Below are 18253 nucleotides of genomic sequence, written 5' to 3'. Positions count from 1 at the left end.
GAAGCGGTGGTTCCAGCACGTAGCATCGGTCGCGTGAGCGATCGACGGGGGAGCCTGCGGGTGCGGGCGGCGGCAGTGGTGGCGGCGGGACTGACGGTGGCGGCAGGGCTGGGTGTCCGGTCCGTCGCCGCCGGGGAGTTCGCCAAGTGTGCGGGGGACGCGCTCTACACCGTGCTGGTGTACGCCCTGGTGGTGCTCGTGGCGCCCCGGGTGCGCCCGGCCCGGGCGGCCGTCGTGGCGGCGGCGCTGAGCTGGGCGGTGGAGCTGTTCCAGATCACCGGCGTGCCGGACGACCTCGGGCGGCGCAGCACGCTCGCCCGGCTGGTCCTCGGCTCCACGTTCAACCCGCCCGACCTGTTCTGGTACCTGGTCGGTGCCGCGTCGGCGTACGCCGCGCACCGGGTGCTGCGGCCCCGGGAGGTCGCGGCACCCGGCAGGTGACCTGTCGTCAGAGCGGCATCAGGTCCGGGCGCTTGGGCTCGACGTGGTCGCCCGAGGACTCGCCGCGCAGGCGCCGCCCGACCCACGGGATCAGGAACTCGCGGGCCCACTGGATGTTCTCGCGCCGCTGGTCGGCGGCGGACAGGTGCGGAGCGGTCGGCCACGGCGCCTGCGGGTCCTCGTCGGTGCGCAGGCCGAGCGAGTTGGCGGCCAGCAGGGCGACCCGCTGGTGGCCCTCGGGGGACAGGTGCAGCCGGTCCTCGCTCCAGGCGCGGCGGTCGTGCACCGAGCGCAGCGACCAGAGGTCGGCGACCTTGCAGCCGTGCCGGTCGGCGACGGCGCGCATGTGCCCGTTGTAGGTGGCGATCTTGCCGCGCAGGTGCTTGAGCAGCGGGACGTCCTTGGTGTCGAAGCCGGTGCAGATGAGCACCGTGCCCGCGGAGTCCGCGAGTTGGGTGACGGCCCGCTCGAAGCGCTCGGCCACCTCGTCCGGGTCGCTGCCGGGGCGCAGGATGTCGTTGCCGCCGGCGCAGAAGGTGACGAGGTCGGGCTGGAGGCGGCGGACCTCGGGCACCTGCTCGGCGGCGATCTGGTCCAGCAGCCGCCCGCGGACCGCGAGGTTGGCGTAGCGGAACTCGCCCTTCGGCTTGCTCACCGCGAGCATCCCGGCCAGGCGGTCGGCCCAGCCGAAGAAGGCGCCGTCGAGCCCGGGGTCGTTCAGGCCCTCGGTGAAGCTGTCGCCGAGGGCGGCATACGAACTGATGTCAAGGGTCTCCTGGAGATTCGGCATGAAGAAGATAGTTCACCTAATCAAGTGACCTACGCCACCGTAGGTGACCCTTATGCCGACGTGACATCGGCCACGTTGGTAAACCCCGTGGTGATCAGGCGCGTTCGTGAAGCACAAGACGCCCGCCCCCTTCCGGTTTCCGGCCCGCGCGGACGAGGGTGGAGGTGCGCGGCCGCTCGGCCGCCGTCACCCCCCCCGGGAGCCCTCCATGACCACGACCCCTCCCTCCGGCGTGCCCGGAGACTGGACCGTCGACGACCGCTGCTTCAACTGCGACGCCGCCCGCCAGCTCGCACCCGGCCTGATCCGCGAGCGCGACGGCCGCTCCGAACTGGCGCGCCAGCCGCGGGACGACGCCGAACGCCGGCAGCTGTACTCCGCCGCCCACGCCTGCCCCACCCGCTCGATCCGCCCCGCCGGCGGCCGGCTCGAACCGGGCACCGACCCGTTCCCGCTGGCCCTCGACGACGGGCTGCTGCTGCTCGGCCACAACTCCCCGCGCACCGCCGGCGCCAACTCCTACCTCCTGCGCCGCCCGGACGGCTGGATCATGGTCGACACGCCCCGCTTCGCCGAGTCCCTCGCCGCCCGCTACGCGGCTCTCGGCCCGGTCACCGACGTCCTCCTGACGCACCGTGACCACGCCGAGCACGGCCGCGCCTGGGCCGACCGCCTCGGCGCCCGGCTCTGGATCCACGAGGGCGACCTGGACGCCGCCCCGACCGCCGACCGCGTGCTGCGCGGCACCGACCCGGTCGAGGTCGTCCCGGGCGTCGTCGCGCACCCCTTCCCCGGCCACACCCGCGGCAGCGTGCTCTACCTCGCCGACGAACGCCACCTCTTCACCGGCGACACCCTGCACTGGTCCCGCACCGACGAGGACATCGCGGTGTTCGAGACGATCGTCTGGCACTCGGTCCTGGAGCTCTCCGCGTCGCTCGACCGCACGGTGGACGCGCTGCGCTTCGAGTGGCTGCTGCCCGGCCACGGCGAGCGGCGCCGGATGCCGACCGAGGAGGCGGCCCGCCGGCTGCGTGCCCTCGCCGAGCGCTGCCGGACGCTGCGCCCGGCCCCGGTCGACTTCGCGGCGGTCCGCTGGTGACCCGACCCGACCCGACCCGGCCCGACCGGGGATGCCCGGCCAGGCCCGGGACGGTGCGTGTGCGCCGGGGCTCGCGCCGGTTGCGCGGGGGAGTGCGCCCGGCGGGGAGGGCTGCGCGGGTGTGCGGACGGCGCTGCCTGGGCAGCCGCAACAGGACCCGAACACCCTTGCTGTTCAAGGACGGTAGAGACATGCCACGTCTGACCCCGGAGCGCACCGCCCGGCCGCGGCACTACCTGATGTGCCGGCCGACGTACTTCACCGTGGACTACGCGATCAACCCCTGGATGGACCCGGCCCAGCCCACCGACACCGCGCTCGCCATCCGCCAGTGGGAGCGCCTCTACTGGCTCTACCGCCGCCTCGGCCACACCGTCGAGCTGATCGAGCCGGTGCCCGGCCTGCCCGACATGGTGTACGCCGCCAACGGCGCGACCGTCCTGGACGGCCGCGCGCTGGTCGCCACCTTCCGCTACCCCGAGCGCGCCCCCGAGTCCTCCGCCTACCAGGACTGGTTCCGCGACCGCGGCTACCACGAGGTGCGCCGCGCCGGGCACGTCAACGAGGGCGAGGGCGACCACCTGGTGGCCGGGCGCCGGGTGCTGGCCGGCACCGGCTTCCGCACCTCGCGCGCCGCGCACGCCGAGGCGGGCGAGGTGTTCGGCGTGCCGGTGACCACCCTCACCCTCGTCGACCCGCGCTTCTACCACCTGGACACCGCGCTGGCCGTCCTGGACGACGACCAGGTCATGTACTACCCGGAGGCGTTCGACGCCGACAGCCGGGCGGTGCTGCGCGCCCTGTACCCCGACGCGATCCTGGCCGACCGCGCCGACGCCGAGGTCTTCGGCCTGAACGCCGTCTCGGACGGGCGCCGGGTGCTCCTGCCGGAGGCGGCGAAGAACCTGGCCGGGCGGCTCGCGGACGAGGGCTACGAGCCGATCCCGGTCGACGTCTCGGAGCTGCTCAAGGGCGGCGGCGGGGCGAAGTGCTGCACGCTGGAGCTCAGGCCGGCGTAGCGCCCGTGACCAGGAGGACGTCGAGCCCGCGCGGCCCGTGCACGCCCTCGACCCGGTCGGGCTCGATGTCGCTGGTCGCGGACGGCCCGGAGATCCAGGTCTGCGGCCTGCGGCTCGCCGGGCCGAGCCGGGCCGGCGCGAGCGGGACGGAGGCCACGACCTGCTCCGGCGCGCGCACCACGCACACGTGGTGGTCCGGGACGAGGGTGAGCGGCCCGTCACGACGCTGTCGACGGCGTCCAGCACGATCGTCCCGGTCTCGGCGATCGCGAGCGCACAGCCCGTCACGACGCTGTCGACGGCGTCGAGACGGGCGGTGGTGAGCGTGGAGTCAGTCGGCGGGCTCAGGCGCCGAGCCAGAGGTCCGGGCCGAAGACCTCGTAGTGGATGTCGGCGGCCGGGACGCCGGCGGCGAGCAGCTGGCCGCGCACCGCGCGGAGGAAGGGCAGCGGGCCGCACAGGTAGGCGGTGGCGCCGGCCGGGACGTCGACGGTGGTCAGGTCCACCAGACCGGTGCGGTCGGCGGGCCACTCGCCGAGCGGGCGCTCGTAGAAGACGTGGGCGGTGGCGTCCGGCAGTTCGGCGGTGAGCCGGGCGAGGTCGGCGCGGAAGGCGTGGGCGAGCTGGTCGCGGTCGCCGTGCACCGAGACGACGGCGCGGGTGGAGCCGGCGTCGGCGAGGTGGGCGAGCATCGCGATCATCGGGGTGTTGCCGATCCCGGCGGAGACCAGCAGCACCGGGCCGTCGCCGTCGGCGAGGGCGATGTCGCCCATCGGGGGTGCGAGTTCCACGGTGCCGCCGGCCCGCAGGTGATCGTGCAGGTGGCCGGAGACCTCGCCGCCGGCCTCGCGCTTGACGCTGAAGCGCAGGGCGCCGGCGGCGGTGCCGGAGAGGCTGTACTGGCGGATCTGGTGGGCGCCGTCGGGCAGTTCGGTGCGCACGGAGACGTACTGGCCGGGTCGGCCGGTGGGCACGGGCCCGCCGTCGGCGGGCCGGACGAGGTAGCTGGTGACGTCCTCGGTCTCCTGATGGCGGGCGACGACGGTGTACGGGCGCCAGAGGTCGGCCGGGTCGCCGTCGGGGCCGGCGGCCTCGGCGCGCAGCCGGTCCTCGATGGCGATGAGGGCGTTGGCCATCAGCCAGTAGACCTCGTCCCAGGCGGCGGCCACCTCGGGGGTGACGGCCTCGCCGAGCACGTCGACGATGGCGGCGAACAGGTGCTCGCGGACGACCTTGTACTGGTCGCTGGAGATGCCGATCGACACGTGCTTGTGCGCGATGCGGGCCAGCATGGCGTCCGGCCGCTGGTCGGGGTGCGCGATCAGGGCGCCGGCGAAGGCGGCTATCGACCCGGCGAGGGCCTGGCGCTGGGTGCCGTTGGCCTGGTTGCCCCGGTTGAACACGTCGCGCAGCAGCTCGGGGTGCGCGGCGAACAGCCGGTCGTAGAACCGCGGGGTGATGTCGCCGATGGCGGCGCCCACGACGGGCAGGGTGGCCTCGACGACCTCGGCGTTCTTGGCGGACAGCATCAGGCTCGCTCCAAATTGGTATCTGAGATGCATATTAAATGGCGCGCCGGAGTGCGCCCCGAGGGGGCGGCGATCGGCGGGCGGGTCGGTCAGTCGGCGGGTCTGGCGGAGAGGCTCAGCAGCACCGGTCCGGTGGGGGAGGCCACCAGGTCGTCGATGCAGAGCGGGTCGAGCGCCGCGAAGAAGGCCTCCTGCGCGGTGCGCAGCGCCCCGCGCAGCCGGCACGCGGCCCGCAGCGGGCAGGGCGGGTCGTCCTCGCAGCCGACGACGTCGCCGACCCCCTCCAGTTCGCGGAGCAGCAGGCCGAGCGATCCGGTCCGCCCGGCGAAGGTGAGCACCAGCCCCCCGCCCCGGCCGCGCCGCGCCTCGACCACGCCGAGGTGCTGCAGCCGGCTGACCACCTTGGCCGCGTGGGTGTACGGCACGCCGACCGCCTCGGCCACCTCGCGGGTGGTCGGGTTCGCCGCCTCGTCGAGGACGGCCAGCCGCATGGCGATGCGGAGGGCGATGTCGGTGCTCTTGGTCAGCCTCACGTTCGGAACGCTAGCGAATACGACTCCAGAACTCCAATTTCTTGCACGCGCGGTCCGGAGCCCGGTCCGGAGCCCGGTCCGGAGCCCGTCCGGGCCGGCGGCCGGGGACCCTACGCGCGGGCGCCCCCCGACGCTCCCGTTTCCGGCCGCCTCTTACCGTCCTCGCACCGAACTTTCGGTCGAATCTGAACAGTTGGCGACATTAGCGGTCACTTCCTGACGGGTGATCGGAACGGCTTCTACGCTTCGTGCGGCTCCGGACGCGGAGCGGATCGGCGCCTGCGGCGTCACCCCCATCACCCGACATTCCTGGAGAGAATCCGTGAACACACGTCGTGCAGCGCGACGTCCGTGGACGGCCGCGGCCGCGATAGCCGCGGCCACGGTCGCGCTGCTGTCCCAGCCGGGCGCGGCGCAGGCCGCCGCGCCCGCGCCCGTCGTCACGGCCACCGTGCCGGTGGCGCCCTACCCGGCCGGGGTCGCGCTCACCCCGGACGGCGCCCGGGCGTACGTGACCAGCCAGAGCAGCGGCACGGTGAGCGTGCTCGACACCGCGGGCAGCACGGTGACGGGCAGCTTCACCGACGGCACCGGGTCCTACGCGGTCGCGCTCTCGCCGGACGGAGGCCGCGCCTACCTGACGCACCACCTGGACAACACCGTCAGCATCGTCGACACGGCCACCAACACCGTCTCCGCGACCATCCCGGTCGGCACCCAGCCGTGGGGCCTCGCCCTGTCGGCGGACGGCTCGCGGGCGTACGTCGCCAACGCCGGGGCCAACACCGTGAGCGTGCTGGACACGGCGGCGAAGGCGGTCACCGCGACCGTGCCGGTGGGCGCCGAGCCGCACGGGGTCGCCGTCTCCCGGGACGGCAAGAAGGTCTACGTCGCCGCGTCGAGCGGGCAGGCGGTGAACGTGATCGACACCGCGAGCAACACGGTGAGCGCCACGGTCCCGGTCGGCCACGGCGCCTTCGGCCTGGCCCTGAGCCCGGACGGCAGCAGACTGTGGGTCGCCAACGGTGACGACAAGACGGTCAGCGTGATCGACACCACCACCAACGCCGTGGTCTCCGCGGTCACCGTGGGCGCCAACCCGTACGCCGTCGCCCTCTCCCCGGACGGTGCCACGGCGTACGTCTCCAACTACACCGACAACACGGTCAGTGCGGTGGACACCGCGAGCCGCACCGTCACCGCGACGGTCCCGGTCGGCACGGCGCCCTACAGCCTCGCCGTCAGCGCCGACGGGCGGCGCGGCTACCTCGCCGACTTCACCGCCAACGCCGTCAGCGTGCTGAACTTCCCGCTGCCCGTGCCCGTCGTCACCGGGATCAGCCCGGCCACCGGTTCGCAGGTCGGCGGCACCACGGTCACGATCACCGGCACCGACCTGGCCGGCGCGAAGGCGGTGAGCTTCGGCGCGGCCGGCAACGCCTCCGTCTTCAGCTGCACCAAGACCAGCTGCACCGCGACGGCCCCGGCCACCACGGCCACCGGCCCGGTGGACGTCCAGGTCACCACGCCCGGCGGCACCAGCGCGGCCGTGGCCGCCGACCGCTTCACCTACGCCGCCGCCAGCGCCCACCTGGGTGTCGCGCTCGCCGCCACGCCGGTGACCGGCCTGGCCGGCGGCCGGGTCGACTACACGATCACGCTCACCGGCCAGGGCCCAGACCCGGTCACCGCCGCCACCGTCGGTGCCGCCCTGCCGCCCGGTCTGCCCGCGACCTCCAGCGACTGCGCGGTCGCGAACGGCCAGCTCACCTGCACGCTCGCCGCCCCGCTGGCCAAGGGCGCGACCACCACGCGGCACTTCTCGGTCGGGCTCGGACTGTTCAGCGGCGTCCAGAACTTCGCCGTCACGGCCTCCCGCACCTCCGGGACACCGGCCGACCCGTCGCCCGCCACCGCCCGGGACACCCGTAGCTGCACGGCGGTCTTCGCATTGCTGATCACCTGCAGTTGATCCATCGGCACAAGGGGCCCCGCCGTCCGTGAGGAGGCGGGGCCCTGGCTTTGGCGGCCCCTGGACGAAACGTCCAGACTGGACGTACAGTCCAAACATGCCCGCCGAATCCCCCGACCCGCGCCTGCGGACCTGGTCACCGGTCTGCCGCGCGGTGGCCCTGCTCCTCGGGCCCTACGCCGAGGTGGTCCTGCACGACGCCGCGACCGACACCGTGCTCGGCATCTGGAACCCGATGTCCGCCCGCGCCCCCGGCGACCCGTCCCTCCTCGGCGAGCTCGACGAACTCGAACCGGCCGCCGACGGTGTCTACGGCCCCTACGAGAAGCTGCTGCCCGACGGCCGCCGCCTCTCCTCCGTCAGCGCCGTCCTGACCGACGACGCCGGGCGGCCCTCGGCGGTGCTCTGCGTCAACCTCGACCGCGGCCCGCTCGAACAGGCCGCCGCGCTGCTGGCCGGCTTCGCCGCCCCCACCGCCCCGCGCCCCGAGCCCCTCTTCGAGCGGGACTGGACCGAGCGCATGAACGACGTCATCGGCGGCTACGTCCGCGCCCACGGCCGCCCGCTCGAACGCTTCGGCCGCGAGGACCGCCTCGCCGTCCTGCGCGAGCTCGACGCCGCCGGCGTGCTCGCCGTGCGCCGCGCCGTCCCCGCCGTCGCCACCGCGCTGCGGGTGTCCCGCTCGACCGTCTACACCCTGCTGACCGACCTCAAGCACGAGAGCGAGGCCTGAGCACGATGACCAGGCTCCCCGACTTCCGCCTCGAAACCTACTTCTCCCGCTGGGAGTTCACCGCCCGCCACCACCTCACCGCCTCCGACGCGGAGACGATGACGATGGCCGAACTCCTCGCCCTCGCCGATCCCGAGGACCGGAAGGCCTGGGACACCCTCGCCCTCGGTTACACCGAGACCTTCGGCGACCCGGGGCTGCGCCGCGCGATCGCCGGCATGTACGAGGAGGTCGACGCCGACGACGTCGTCTGCTTCGGCGGCGCCCAGGAGGGCCTCAACCTGGCCATGCAGGTGCTCCTCGAACCGGGCGACCACGCCGTGGTGATCACGCCCAACTACCAGTCCGCGGAGACGGTCCCGCTCTCGATCTGCGAGGTCACCGGCGTCGCCCTGGACGAGCGGCAGGACTGGGCGCTCGACATCGACGCCGTCGAGGCCGCGCTGCGCCCGAACACCCGGGTCGTCTCGGTCAACTTCCCCAACAACCCGACCGGTGCGCTGATCGACGCGGCCGACCTGCGCCGCCTGGCCGAACTCTGCGACGAGCGCGGCATCCGCCTGTTGTCCGACGAGGTCTACCGCGGCCTGGAGCGCGACCCGGCCCGCATCCTGCCGCAGGCCGCCGACCTCTCCGCGCGCGCCCTCTCGCTCAACGTCACGTCCAAGTCGCTCGGCCTGCCGGGCCTGCGGATCGGCTGGATCGCCTGCCGGGACCGGGAGCTGCTCTCCAGGCTGGAGCGGGCCAAGCACTACACCACGATCTGCAACTCGGCGCCGAGCGAGGTGCTGGCCCGGATCGCGATCAAGGCGCGCGAGCCGATCCTGGCCCGCAACCGCGCCCTCATCGCCGCCAACCTCCCGCGGTTCGACGCGTTCTTCGCCGAGTTCGCCGACCTCTTCGAGTGGCGCGCCCCCGAGGGCGGCTGCGTCGCCTTCCCCCGCTACCTCGGGGCGGACGGCGTCGAGGAGTTCTGCACCGGCCTGGTCGAAGGGGCGGGCGTCCTGCTGCTGCCCGCGAGCATGTACCGCTCGGAGCTGACACCGACCCCGGCCGACCGCTTCCGCGTCGGCGTCGGCCGCCGGGACCCCGGCCCGGCGCTGGAGGCCTTCGCGCACTGGCTGCGCACGCGGCGGTAGGGCCCGGTGAACGACGGCGGGCCGGCCGCCGGGAAGGTGGTCCCGGCGGCCGGCCCCGACGGACCGTCCGGCCGGCGGTTCAGCCGGCGAACGGGTGCGTACAGGTGGTGATCTGCCTGGCGACGTCCAGCGCGGGGCCGGCCGTGGCGCAGACCATCTTCAGGTCGGCGGTGACGACGCGCGGGGTGACCGCCTTGGCGGAGCCGAAGCGGACGGTCGTCGCGCTCGCGACCGTCTCCCACGGGCTGCCCCACGCCTTCTGCGTCCTGACCTCGACCTGGACGAGCGTCAGCTGGCCCGGGTCGGCGGAGACCTGGGCGACACCGGTGATGCCGGCGGTGTCCGCCTCCTGCCAGACGCACGGGCTGTTGAGCACGGCGGCACACGCCACCGGGTTGTTCTCGGACGTCGCCGTGGCGGCCGTGGCAGCCGTGGCAGGCCCTGCGGTCAACGCCGCTATTCCTGCCACCGTCGCCAGCACAGCTGCGATCCGAGCGCGCATGATCTCAACCTCCTTGAAAACAAAGGGAATCTCACGGAGCGAGATGAGTCTTGCACGGATCGTGGTCATGTTTCGTGTGTGTTACGTCACACTCATGGTGACCGTTCAACTACGTGCAGCAATATCGTGGCCGAACGTTCGGCGGGCGGACATGCCCGCGATGCGGCGACGTGTCCTTCGGATGTGATGAAGCATCGGTGAAACGTGCTGGTCGTGTGCCGGTTCACTCGTCCGGGTGGCGGCGTGCCGCGGGGCCGGATCGGACGGATACCATCGACCCGACCCACGGAGGTGGCGCGTGGACACGGTCATCGTGCAACTGCCGGACCGGGCAACGGCGGTGGCGCCCGGCGGGCGGCCCGGACTGCTGCGGATGGGCCCCGGCGAGACGGCGGTGTTCGGACGCGGCGAGCCCGGCCGGGCCGTCCCCATCCCGCTGTCCGACCAGGGCGTCTCCCGTCGGGCCGGCGAGATCACCGCGGCCGAGGACTACTGGCGGCTGTCCAACTTCTCCGCCACCGCCACCTACGTCGTGGAGAACCTCGAAGGCGCCGGCGAGCACGTCAAGGTCGCGCCGGGCCGCCTCGGCGCACCCGTGCCGTTCGAGTTCTCCCGCGTCCTGCTGCCCGCGCTCGGCGAACCCGCCTCCTTCAAGGTCTTCGCCCCGCAACACGCCTACCTGGAGGGCGAGTCGGACGGCACCGACGGCGAACGCACCGTCAGCCCGTTCGCCCTCGACCCCACTGCCAAGTACTTCCTCGTCCTGCTCGCGCTGTGCGAACCCCGCCTGCGCTCGCCCTCCGCCGCCACCGTGCCCGGCGCCACCGACGTCGTCACGCGGTTGCGCGCCCTGCCCTCCTGCCACGGGCTCACCCGCTCGGCGGTGAACTACCACATCGACTACCTGGTGTTCACGAAGCTGCGGCTGCGCGAGCCCTTCGACGACGACCGCGGCGGCGGCAAGCGCGAGGAACTCGCCGCCCTCGCCCTCAAGTTCGACCTCGTCCGGGAGGAACACCTGGCCCTGCTCCCGCCCCGGCACCCGGCCGCCCGGCCGTGAGCCCCGCCCGGCCCGAGCACCGGCCGATCGACGTGCCGGACGGCTACCCGGTGGCCGGCTACCGGATCGGCGAACTCCTCGGCGCCGGCGCCTGGGGCAGCGTCTACGCCGCCCACGGCCCCGACGGCGCCCAGGCCGCCGTCAAGCTCCTCGGCCCCGCCCGGCTCAGCCCCGGCCAGCGCGGGGCCATGGCCCAGGTGGCGCACAGCGAACTGCGCTTCAGCAGCCGCGCCGACCACCCGTACCTGATCCGCACCCTCGCCGTCGCCACCGTCGACGACCCCGCCCACCCCGCGCTCGACGGCGCCCTCGCCCTCGTCATGGAACGCGCCGCCCGCAGCCTCCAGGACGTCCTCGCCGCCGCGAGCCCCGGCCGGCCCGTCCCCGGCGCCGACCGCATCCTCACCCAGGTCTGCGCCGGCCTCACCCACATGCACCGCGCCGGGTGGGTCCACGGGGACCTGAAACCGGCCAACATCCTCCTCATGCCCGACGGCACCGCCAAGCTCGCCGACTTCGGCCTCACCGCCGAACTGGAGGGCACCCACGCCTACGCCCCGCCGCTCGGCTCGCCCGACCACGTCCCGCCCGAGTGGTGGTCCGAGCGCACCGGCGCACGCGGCGTCGCCCTGCGCCCCAGTACCGACGTCTGGGCCTTCGGCGTCCTCGCCCACCAGGTGCTCACCGGCGGCCTGCACCCGTTCCTCGGCGCCACCGCCCGCGCCCGCTCGCTCGCCGCCCAGGCGTACGCGCGCGGCGCCGCGCCGCTGCGGCTGGACGAGGCCCTGCCCGGGCGCTGGCGCGCCGCCGTCACCGCGTGCCTGGCCGCCGACCGCGAGGACCGGGCCCGCACCGACCTCGCCGCGCTCGTCGCCGCCGCCACCGCCCGCACCGGTGCCCGCCGGCTGCGCCGGGCGACGCTCGCCGGGCTGACCGCCTGCGTCCTCGTCGTCCTCGCCCTGACCGGCCGCCCCGAGCCGAGCGGCGCCGCGCCGCCCGCCGCGCCCCCGCCGCTGCCCGGCGCGATCCCGGCCGGGTCCGACGTCCCGGCCGCCTACCGCGGCATGATCGAGGACGCCGCCCGGCGCTGCCCCGAACCCGAGGTCACCCCGGTCCTGCTGGCCGCGATGCTCAAGGCCGAGAGCGGCTTCGACCCGAACGCCGCCCGCCCCGAGACCGGCGAGTACGGCATCGCGATGTGGACGCCCTCGGTGTTCAACGCGTGGAGCAAGGCCGCCGCGCACCCCGGCCCCAAGGACTACATGGACCCCGGCGACGCGATCGCCGCCATGGGCAACTACGTGTGCTGGCTGGACCAGCAGATAAAGCACCACGGCTTCACCCGGGACCTGCCCGCCCTCGTCGCCGCGGCCTACCGGACCAGCGACAAGACCGTGGCCGCCGCGGGCGGCGTCCCGGACCGGGTCCGGGCGCACGTCGACCGGGTGCTGGAATACCTCCACGACTACGGCGGGTAGCCGGGCAATTCGGGACGAGCCGGGTCACATTCCCCGCCGGCCCGGCGCGGGCACCCGGCCCGGTGACGCTCCGTCTGGGATCCTCGCGGAATGATCACGAAGCTGCGCGCGGGCGCCGCGCAATGGACCGTCGTCGTTCCGGTGCTGGCCTTCGTCGTCCTGGCCTTGACCTGGCACCGCGACCTGCCCGGCTGGGTGGTGGGCGTCGTCGCCTGCTTCCTCGCCGGTGCGGTGCTGTCCGCCGTCCACCACGCCGAGGTCATCGCGCACTGGGTCGGGGAGCCGCTCGGATCACTCGTCCTCGCGGTGGCCGTCACGGTCATCGAGGTCGCGCTCATCGTCACGCTGATGGCCGACGGCGGCGACAAGTCCGCCACCCTGGCCCGGGACACCGTCTTCGCCGCCGTGATGATCACCTGCAACGGCATCCTGGGGCTGTCGATCCTGGTCGCCGCGCTCAAGTACCGCACCGCCGTCTTCAACGCCGAGGGCACCGGCGCGGCCCTCGGCTGCGTCGCCACCCTGGCCACCCTGAGCCTCGTGCTGCCGACCTTCACCACGAGCTCCCCGGGCCCGCAGTTCTCCACCACCCAGCTCACGTTCGCCGCCACCGCGTCGATCGTCGTCTACGGGCTGTTCGTGGCCACGCTCACCGTCCGCCACCGGGACTACTTCCTGCCGGTGACCGCCGAGGGCCGGGTCCTCGCCAAGGAGGACGAGGAGGACCACGCCGCCCCGCCGACCGTCAGCGGCGCCGCCGTCAGCCTGCTGCTGCTCGCCGTCGGGCTGGTGGCGGTGGTCGGCCTCGCCAAGGGCGTCTCGCCGACCATCGAGTCGGCGGTGTCCTCCGCCGGGCTGCCGCACTCGGTGGTCGGCGTCGTCATCGCGCTGCTCGTCCTCCTGCCGGAGACGATCGCCGCGCTGCGGGCCGCGCTGCGCAACCGCGTGCAGACGAGCCTCAACCTCGCCCTCGGCTCCGCGCTGGCCAGCATCGGCCTGACCATCCCGGCCGTCGCCATCGCGTCGACCTGGCTCAGCGGCCCGCTCCACCTCGGCCTCGACCCGGCCCACATGGTGCTGCTCACCCTGACCGTCGTGGTCGGCACCCTGACCGTCATCCCGCGCCGCGCGACTCCCCTCCAGGGCGCGGTGCACATGGCGATCCTGGCCGCCTACGTCGTCCTCGCGGTGAACCCGTGACGGGCCGCCGTTCGTAGGGAAGTCCCCGGCGCCGCCCGGTGTGGGCGGGAGGCGCCAGGGACTCACCGTCTCCGCGCGACCGCTCAGGCGGTGCGGCGGCGGCGGGCGTAGACGAGGGCGGCGCCGCCCACGACCAGCGCGGTGCCGGCGCCCGCGTACAGCAGGGTGCCGTCGCTACCGGTCTGGGCCAGCTTCGGGCCGTTGGCGGCCGGGGCGCCCTTGATCGGCGTCGGGACGCTGACCTTGGCCGGGACGACCAGCGGCTTGGCCGGGTTGACTGCGGTGGGGGCCGACGGGGTCTGCACCGGCACGGTGGCGGTCGGCGCCGGGGCCGACGGCGAGGCGCTCGGGGCGGTGGACGGGGCGGTCGACGGGGCACCGGTGGCCGGGCCGCCGGCGGCGGGGGTGGTCGGCGCGGCGGTGGGCGACGCCGACTCGGCCGGCTTGGTGGCCGGGGTGGTCGGCTTGTCGCTCGGCTTGTCCGAGGGCTTCTCGGAGGGCTTCTCGGTCGGCTTGTCGCTGGGCTTCTCCGACGGCTTCTCGGAGGGCTTCCCGCTGGGCTTCTCGGAGGGCTTCTCGCTCGGCTTGTCGCTCGGCTTGTCCGAGGGCTTGCCGGTGGCCGGGGTGCTCGGCACCGCGGTCGGGCCCTTCGACGGGGCCTTGCCGCCGCAGTCGACCTTGAAGACCTTGTGCTTCGGGTTGTCCAGCGCCGGGTCGTCCTCCGGGATCTCGCCGTTGACGAGGGTCACGGCGGCCCAGTAGAGCTTGTACTGGCCGTCCGGCAGGTTGATGTCGTCGGTGCGGACGTCACCGTTGGCGTCGACCGGCAGGTCGCCGTACGCGACCATCTGCTCGTCGTCGCCGTGCACCGAGGCGATCATCCAGACGATGTCCTGGTTGGCGTCGAAGCCGAACGAGTCCAGGTAGAAGGTGCAGACCTTGGGCTCGTTGCGGGTGTCCTCCTGGCCGGTGGAGGCGTCGTGGATCTTGACGGTGCCGTTGTTGCCGGGGGCGTTCTTGCCACCGGGGGCGGCGTGGGCGGCGGGGGAGAGCAGCAGGAGCGCGGCGGCGGTCGGGACGGCCACGAGCGAGCGTGCGGCGGTGGAGCGGATGTGCATGGCGTTCCATCGGGTGTGGCAGGCCGGGACGAGCCTGCACGGTGGGGAGGGAGCCCACGGCGTGTTTCGGCCAGCTGGCCGAAAATGTACGACGGTAGGTGCGCAAAAGCTCCCTCACCCGGAATCCGGACGCAAGGAGCGTTTGCGTCACTTGTCCGATATCGACACGAACTTCCGACTAGTCCGTCACAACGATCGGATCACCGGGTTGTGGTGAAGCCGTGTCCGTCCCGCGATGCGGCCCGCCGCACGCGTCCCCGGCGTGAAGTGCGAGGATGGCTCCCGACCGCCCCCGACGGCGGACCTCCGCCGAGCGGCCGCCCCCGCACCCCAGGGCGGCCCGACGAACCGGGCACACGGCGACGAGGTCCGCACTGCGTACCCCGGCAGGCACTCCGGCGCGGCGTCTCCCTGCCCGCACCCCTCCTGCGAAGAAGACGCATCGCGATGCACCGCACCCCCGGCCCTGCCCAGGGCCCCTCCGTCCACGCCCTCCCGCTGCGCGCCGCCGCCGTCCTCGGCACCGGCGGCCTCCTCCTGACCGGCTGCGGCAGCGGCACCGCCGATCCCGGCGCCCAGGCCGACCTGCGCGCGAGCCTCCCGAAGGCGGTCAAGGCCGCCGGCGTCCTGCGGATCGGCTCCTACCTCCACTACCCGCCCGTCGACTTCCGGGACACCGACGGCAAGCCGGCCGGCCTCGACCCGGAGATCGCCACCGCCGTCGGCGACTACCTCGGCCTGCGCGTGGAGTTCACCGACCTGCCGTTCGAGCAGCTGATCCCGGCCGTCCAGGCCAAGAAGATCGACCTGGCGATGTCCGCCGTGATCGACACCAAGCAGCGCCAGCTCGGCGCCGCCGACGACGGCCACCAGGCCGACCCGGGCGTCGACTTCGTCGACTACTTCACCACCGGCACCTCGATGGTCGTCAAGGCCGGCAGCCAGCTGTCCCTCACCACCGTCGACGACCTGTGCGGCCACACCGTCGCCGTCCAGCGCGGCACCCTCCAGGACGACTTCGCCACCCGCCAGCAGGGCGCCTGCCCGCGCACCGGCAGGCAGCTCAAGGTCGACCGCTTCGACAGCGACGACCAAGCGCTCGCCGAGGTCGCGAGCGGCGCCGCCGTCGCCGACCTGAACGACTACCCGGTGGCCCAGTACAACACCACCACCCCCGCCAGGACCGGCAAGTTCCAGCTGGCCAACACCCACTTCCTGCAGTCCGGCCCGTACGGCATCACCGTCGCCAAGGACGACACCGGGCTGCGCGACGTCGTCTCCAAGGCGCTCGACCAGGTGATCCTCGGCGGCGGGTACGACAAGATCCTCGCCAAGTGGAACGTCACCACGGGCGCCGTCGCCAGCACGGTCGTCAACGGCGGTCTGTGATCCGACGGCCCAGGCCCCGCCCCGGTGGCCGGTATTGACCGGTCGTCGGGGCGGGACCGCGTGTCGGGCGGCGGCGGACGTCGGCGTTCCCTATCGTCGGGTCCGCCGACCCAGCAGCCGATCAGACCCGTGGGAGTGCGCGATGCCCGGACCGGAGCAGCAGTCGACCGCCCCAGGGCCCGGCCCCGGCCCCGGCCCCGCCCGGACGGAGCACTGCGCGGACGTCATCGTGGTCGGCGCCGGCCCCTCCGGCTCCACCGCCGCCTACCACCTCGCCCGCACCGGGCTCGACGTCCTCCTCCTCGAAAAGGCGGCCTTCCCCCGCGAGAAGGTCTGCGGCGACGGCCTCACCCCGCGCGCCGTCAAGCAGTTGACCGACCTCGGCATCGACGTCTCCGAGGAGGCCGGCTGGCTGCACAACCGCGGGCTGCGCCTGGTCGCCGGCCGCCGCACGATCGAGTTCGACTGGCCCGAGCTCTCCGCCTTCCCCGGGTACGGCGCCGTGCGCCGCCGTGCCGACTTCGACGAACTGCTCGCCCGCCGCGCCGCCGCGGCCGGTGCCCGACTGGTCGAACGGGCCAACGTGGCGGGCCCGTTGGTCGACGACCGGAGCGGCCGGATCACCGGCGTCACCGCCAAGCTCGGCGACGACCGGAGGCCCGTCGACTACCACGCACCCGTCGTGGTCGCGGCCGACGGCAACTCCACCCGCCTCTCGCTCGCCATGAAGCGCTACCGCCGCACCGACCGCGCGATGGGCGTCGCCTACCGCACCTACTTCATCACCCCGCGCCACGACGACCGCTACCTGGAGGCCTGGCTCGACCTGCGCGACCCCACCGACCCCGGCCGCCGCCTCCTGCCCGGCTACGCCTGGGTGTTCGGCATGGGCGACGGCACGGCCAACGTCGGCCTCGGCGTGCTCGACACCGCCGGCGTCGACCTCGACTGGCGCGACCTGCTGCGCCGCTGGTGCGACGACCTCCCGCCGGAGTACGAGTACAGCCCGGACGCCGTCACCGAACCCGTCCGAGGCTCCGCCCTCCCCATGGGCCTCAACCGTGGGCCCCACTACGCCGACGGCCTGCTGCTGATCGGCGACGCGGGCGGCACGGTCAGCCCCGGCACCGGCGAGGGCATCGCCTACGCGATGGAGTCCGGCCGCTACGCCGCCGAGACGATCGTCCAGGCGCTCGCCCGCCGCACCGACCGCGGCCGCGAACTCGCCCTGCGCGCCTACCCGCAGGCGCTGCGCTCCGCCTACGCCGGCTACTTCGCGCTCGGGCGGCTCGCCGCGGACCTGCTCGGCCGCCCGAAGCTGCTCGCCGCGGCGGGCGCGGCCGGGCTCGGGCGGCCGGCGCTGCTGAACATCGCCTTCCGGCTCATGGTCAACCTGACCGAGCCCAACTCGAAGGACGCCCTCGACCGGCTGCTGCACCTGATCGGGCGGGTCGCGCCGGGGCGGTGAGCCGGGCCGTCGGGCGGCAGGTTGGCCGAAAGGAGGGGCTTGGGCGGGGCATCCGCGACATCCGATTGACGGATGATCAGATGATCCGCTTGCCTGGTGTCGAATCCCCCCTGACGACGGAGACACCGTGCGCCTTCGCCTGCTCATCGCGCCGCTCGCCGCGGCCGCGGCCCTGATATCCCCGACCGTCCCGGCGGTCGCCGCCGACCGGGCCACCCCCGCCGGCGAGTGCTCCGCCGCCTTCCGGCACGGCGACGCCCGCCTCGGCCCCCAGGACCTGCCGACCAGCGGCCCGGTCGGCGAGCAGGTCGACGGCTACCGGCGCACCGGCGGCGCGAGCGACCGCGACTTCCTCGCCCAGTACTGGGACGCGGCGGCCAACGGCGGCAAGGGCGGCTGGAAGTACCCGCCCGCCGACGGCTTCGTCACGCTGCCCGACGGCAGCCCGGTCGAGTTCGACCTCACCCTCCACCCGGACCAGGACATCGACCGCTACGGCAGCGAGTACGGCGCCTTCCTCGCCCCCGAGGGCCTGCCCTACGAGAACCGCGCGATCCCGCCGCAGAGCCTCGACGGGAACCCGGCGGCCGGCTGCAACTACCACGACTACAAGGTGGTCAAGGAGTTCACGGTGCACGCCGGCCCGATCGCGCCGTGGTTCAACCAGCCCGGCTGGGGCCTGCAGTACCAGCTCGACGGCGCCCTCGTGCCGGGCGGCCCGGCCAGGCTGAACGTGCTCTGGCTGGTCGACAACGGCTACCTGGCCCGGATCTGATCCTG

The 18253-nt window shown here is 74.0% G+C and carries 17 protein-coding genes and 1 pseudogene; 12 read left to right on the top strand and 6 right to left on the bottom strand.

Translation table 11 applies throughout. The features are described 5' to 3' along the window. Nucleotides 1-33: 33 nt before the first annotated feature. Nucleotides 34-441 carry a DUF2809 domain-containing protein gene (locus ACFVSN_RS04135; protein ID WP_380444938.1) on the top strand — a complete coding sequence of 136 codons (408 nt, stop codon included), beginning with the start codon at nucleotides 34-36 and terminating at the stop codon, nucleotides 439-441. A 7-nt stretch (nucleotides 442-448) separates the two neighbouring features. Here ACFVSN_RS04135 and ACFVSN_RS04130 read toward each other — a convergent pair whose 3' ends face one another. Continuing rightward, entirely contained in the window at nucleotides 449-1231 is a 783-nt protein-coding gene (locus tag ACFVSN_RS04130; RefSeq protein ID WP_380444937.1) for an SGNH/GDSL hydrolase family protein, read from the bottom strand. A 208-nt stretch (nucleotides 1232-1439) separates the two neighbouring features. Here ACFVSN_RS04130 and ACFVSN_RS04125 point away from each other — a divergent pair, with 208 nt between their 5' ends. Both ACFVSN_RS04125 and ddaH read left to right on the top strand, forming a co-directional pair. Continuing rightward, nucleotides 1440-2333 carry an MBL fold metallo-hydrolase gene (locus ACFVSN_RS04125; RefSeq protein WP_387598975.1) on the top strand — a complete coding sequence of 298 codons (894 nt, stop codon included), beginning with the start codon at nucleotides 1440-1442 and terminating at the stop codon, nucleotides 2331-2333. A 191-nt stretch (nucleotides 2334-2524) separates the two neighbouring features. Then, on the top strand, nucleotides 2525-3352 hold the full coding sequence (ddaH, locus tag ACFVSN_RS04120) for a dimethylargininase (RefSeq protein ID WP_387598978.1): 828 nt from the start codon (nucleotides 2525-2527) through the stop codon (nucleotides 3350-3352). On the opposite strand, the pseudogene ACFVSN_RS04115 reads toward ddaH, so the two are convergent. From ACFVSN_RS04115 to ACFVSN_RS04105, 3 genes and pseudogenes are all read right to left on the bottom strand, one after another. Further along, nucleotides 3339-3673, bottom strand: a pseudogene (locus ACFVSN_RS04115) (lactate utilization protein C); the annotation flags it as partial. The gene ddaH and the pseudogene ACFVSN_RS04115 sit on opposite strands and share 14 nt — an antisense overlap. 23 nt (nucleotides 3674-3696) lie before the next feature. Beyond that, a complete protein-coding gene (locus tag ACFVSN_RS04110; RefSeq protein WP_387598981.1) occupies nucleotides 3697-4881 on the bottom strand; it encodes a globin domain-containing protein in 1185 nt (394 codons plus the stop codon). A gap of 89 nt (nucleotides 4882-4970) precedes the next feature. Further along, complete coding sequence (locus ACFVSN_RS04105) at nucleotides 4971-5414, bottom strand: RrF2 family transcriptional regulator (RefSeq protein WP_380444933.1); 444 nt, start codon at nucleotides 5412-5414, stop codon at nucleotides 4971-4973. A 322-nt stretch (nucleotides 5415-5736) separates the two neighbouring features. On the opposite strand from ACFVSN_RS04105, the gene ACFVSN_RS04100 reads away from it, so the two are divergent. The 3 genes from ACFVSN_RS04100 to ACFVSN_RS04090 all read left to right on the top strand — a co-directional run bounded on the left by ACFVSN_RS04100 (nucleotide 5737) and on the right by ACFVSN_RS04090 (nucleotide 9258). Beyond that, nucleotides 5737-7386: a beta-propeller fold lactonase family protein gene (locus tag ACFVSN_RS04100; RefSeq protein ID WP_387953683.1), complete on the top strand. Its 1650-nt coding sequence runs from the start codon at nucleotides 5737-5739 to the stop codon at nucleotides 7384-7386. Nucleotides 7387-7483: 97 nt separating this feature from the next. Then, nucleotides 7484-8119, top strand: a complete 636-nt coding sequence (locus ACFVSN_RS04095) for a transcriptional regulator (protein ID WP_387953682.1) — start codon at nucleotides 7484-7486, stop codon at nucleotides 8117-8119. A gap of 5 nt (nucleotides 8120-8124) precedes the next feature. Further along, entirely contained in the window at nucleotides 8125-9258 is a 1134-nt protein-coding gene (locus tag ACFVSN_RS04090; RefSeq protein ID WP_387953681.1) for an aminotransferase class I/II-fold pyridoxal phosphate-dependent enzyme, read from the top strand. Nucleotides 9259-9337: 79 nt separating this feature from the next. Here the strand turns inward: ACFVSN_RS04090 and ACFVSN_RS04085 are convergent, their stop codons facing one another. After that, nucleotides 9338-9709, bottom strand: a complete 372-nt coding sequence (locus ACFVSN_RS04085) for a hypothetical protein (protein ID WP_387953680.1) — start codon at nucleotides 9707-9709, stop codon at nucleotides 9338-9340. A 349-nt stretch (nucleotides 9710-10058) separates the two neighbouring features. Between ACFVSN_RS04085 and ACFVSN_RS04080 the strand changes: the two genes are divergently transcribed. The 3 genes from ACFVSN_RS04080 (at nucleotide 10059) to ACFVSN_RS04070 (ending at nucleotide 13498) form a co-directional block, all read left to right on the top strand. Next, nucleotides 10059-10820: a serine/threonine protein kinase gene (locus ACFVSN_RS04080; protein WP_387953679.1), complete on the top strand. Its 762-nt coding sequence runs from the start codon at nucleotides 10059-10061 to the stop codon at nucleotides 10818-10820. After that, a complete protein-coding gene (locus ACFVSN_RS04075) occupies nucleotides 10817-12298 on the top strand; it encodes a serine/threonine-protein kinase (protein ID WP_387953678.1) in 1482 nt (493 codons plus the stop codon). The genes ACFVSN_RS04080 and ACFVSN_RS04075 overlap by 4 nt, the downstream gene beginning before the upstream one ends. Nucleotides 12299-12388: 90 nt before the next feature. Further along, a complete protein-coding gene (locus ACFVSN_RS04070) occupies nucleotides 12389-13498 on the top strand; it encodes a calcium:proton antiporter (RefSeq protein WP_380448422.1) in 1110 nt (369 codons plus the stop codon). Nucleotides 13499-13581: 83 nt separating this feature from the next. On the opposite strand, the gene ACFVSN_RS04065 is transcribed toward ACFVSN_RS04070, so the two are convergent. Further along, complete coding sequence (locus tag ACFVSN_RS04065; RefSeq protein WP_387953676.1) at nucleotides 13582-14616, bottom strand: LPXTG cell wall anchor domain-containing protein; 1035 nt, start codon at nucleotides 14614-14616, stop codon at nucleotides 13582-13584. A 447-nt stretch (nucleotides 14617-15063) separates the two neighbouring features. Here ACFVSN_RS04065 and ACFVSN_RS04060 point away from each other — a divergent pair, with 447 nt between their 5' ends. The 3 genes from ACFVSN_RS04060 to ACFVSN_RS04050 all read left to right on the top strand — a co-directional run bounded on the left by ACFVSN_RS04060 (nucleotide 15064) and on the right by ACFVSN_RS04050 (nucleotide 18248). After that, nucleotides 15064-16005, top strand: coding sequence for an ABC transporter substrate-binding protein (locus tag ACFVSN_RS04060; protein WP_387953675.1), 942 nt, complete (start codon nucleotides 15064-15066; stop codon nucleotides 16003-16005). Nucleotides 16006-16147: 142 nt separating this feature from the next. Beyond that, nucleotides 16148-17473 (top strand): geranylgeranyl reductase family protein, encoded by a 1326-nt coding sequence (locus ACFVSN_RS04055; protein ID WP_387953673.1) that lies wholly within the window; start codon nucleotides 16148-16150, stop codon nucleotides 17471-17473. Nucleotides 17474-17600: 127 nt separating this feature from the next. Then, nucleotides 17601-18248, top strand: a complete 648-nt coding sequence (locus ACFVSN_RS04050) for a TNT domain-containing protein (protein ID WP_387953671.1) — start codon at nucleotides 17601-17603, stop codon at nucleotides 18246-18248. The last annotated feature ends 5 nt before the right edge of the window (nucleotides 18249-18253 follow it).

The sequence above is a fragment of the Kitasatospora sp. NPDC057904 genome, from assembly GCF_042887925.1.
Lineage (GTDB): Bacteria > Actinomycetota > Actinomycetes > Streptomycetales > Streptomycetaceae > Kitasatospora.
Note: the sequence above shows the minus strand (reverse complement) of the source record. Positions and strands in the feature narration are given on the sequence as shown.

What these genes read in the sequence shown, in the direction of transcription:
- ACFVSN_RS04090 (WP_387953681.1), top strand. Translation starts at nt 8,125, where the DNA reads ATGACCAGGCTCCCCGACTTCCGCCTCGAAACCTACTTCTCCCGCTGG.
- ACFVSN_RS04125 (WP_387598975.1), top strand. Translation starts at nt 1,440, where the DNA reads ATGACCACGACCCCTCCCTCCGGCGTGCCCGGAGACTGGACCGTCGAC.
- ACFVSN_RS04060 (WP_387953675.1), top strand. Translation starts at nt 15,064, where the DNA reads ATGCACCGCACCCCCGGCCCTGCCCAGGGCCCCTCCGTCCACGCCCTC.
- ACFVSN_RS04065 (WP_387953676.1), bottom strand. Translation starts at nt 14,616, where the DNA reads ATGCACATCCGCTCCACCGCCGCACGCTCGCTCGTGGCCGTCCCGACC.
- ACFVSN_RS04130 (WP_380444937.1), bottom strand. Translation starts at nt 1,231, where the DNA reads ATGCCGAATCTCCAGGAGACCCTTGACATCAGTTCGTATGCCGCCCTC.
- ddaH (WP_387598978.1), top strand. Translation starts at nt 2,525, where the DNA reads ATGCCACGTCTGACCCCGGAGCGCACCGCCCGGCCGCGGCACTACCTG.
- ACFVSN_RS04055 (WP_387953673.1), top strand. Translation starts at nt 16,148, where the DNA reads ATGCCCGGACCGGAGCAGCAGTCGACCGCCCCAGGGCCCGGCCCCGGC.
- ACFVSN_RS04070 (WP_380448422.1), top strand. Translation starts at nt 12,389, where the DNA reads ATGATCACGAAGCTGCGCGCGGGCGCCGCGCAATGGACCGTCGTCGTT.
- ACFVSN_RS04095 (WP_387953682.1), top strand. Translation starts at nt 7,484, where the DNA reads ATGCCCGCCGAATCCCCCGACCCGCGCCTGCGGACCTGGTCACCGGTC.
- ACFVSN_RS04110 (WP_387598981.1), bottom strand. Translation starts at nt 4,881, where the DNA reads ATGCTGTCCGCCAAGAACGCCGAGGTCGTCGAGGCCACCCTGCCCGTC.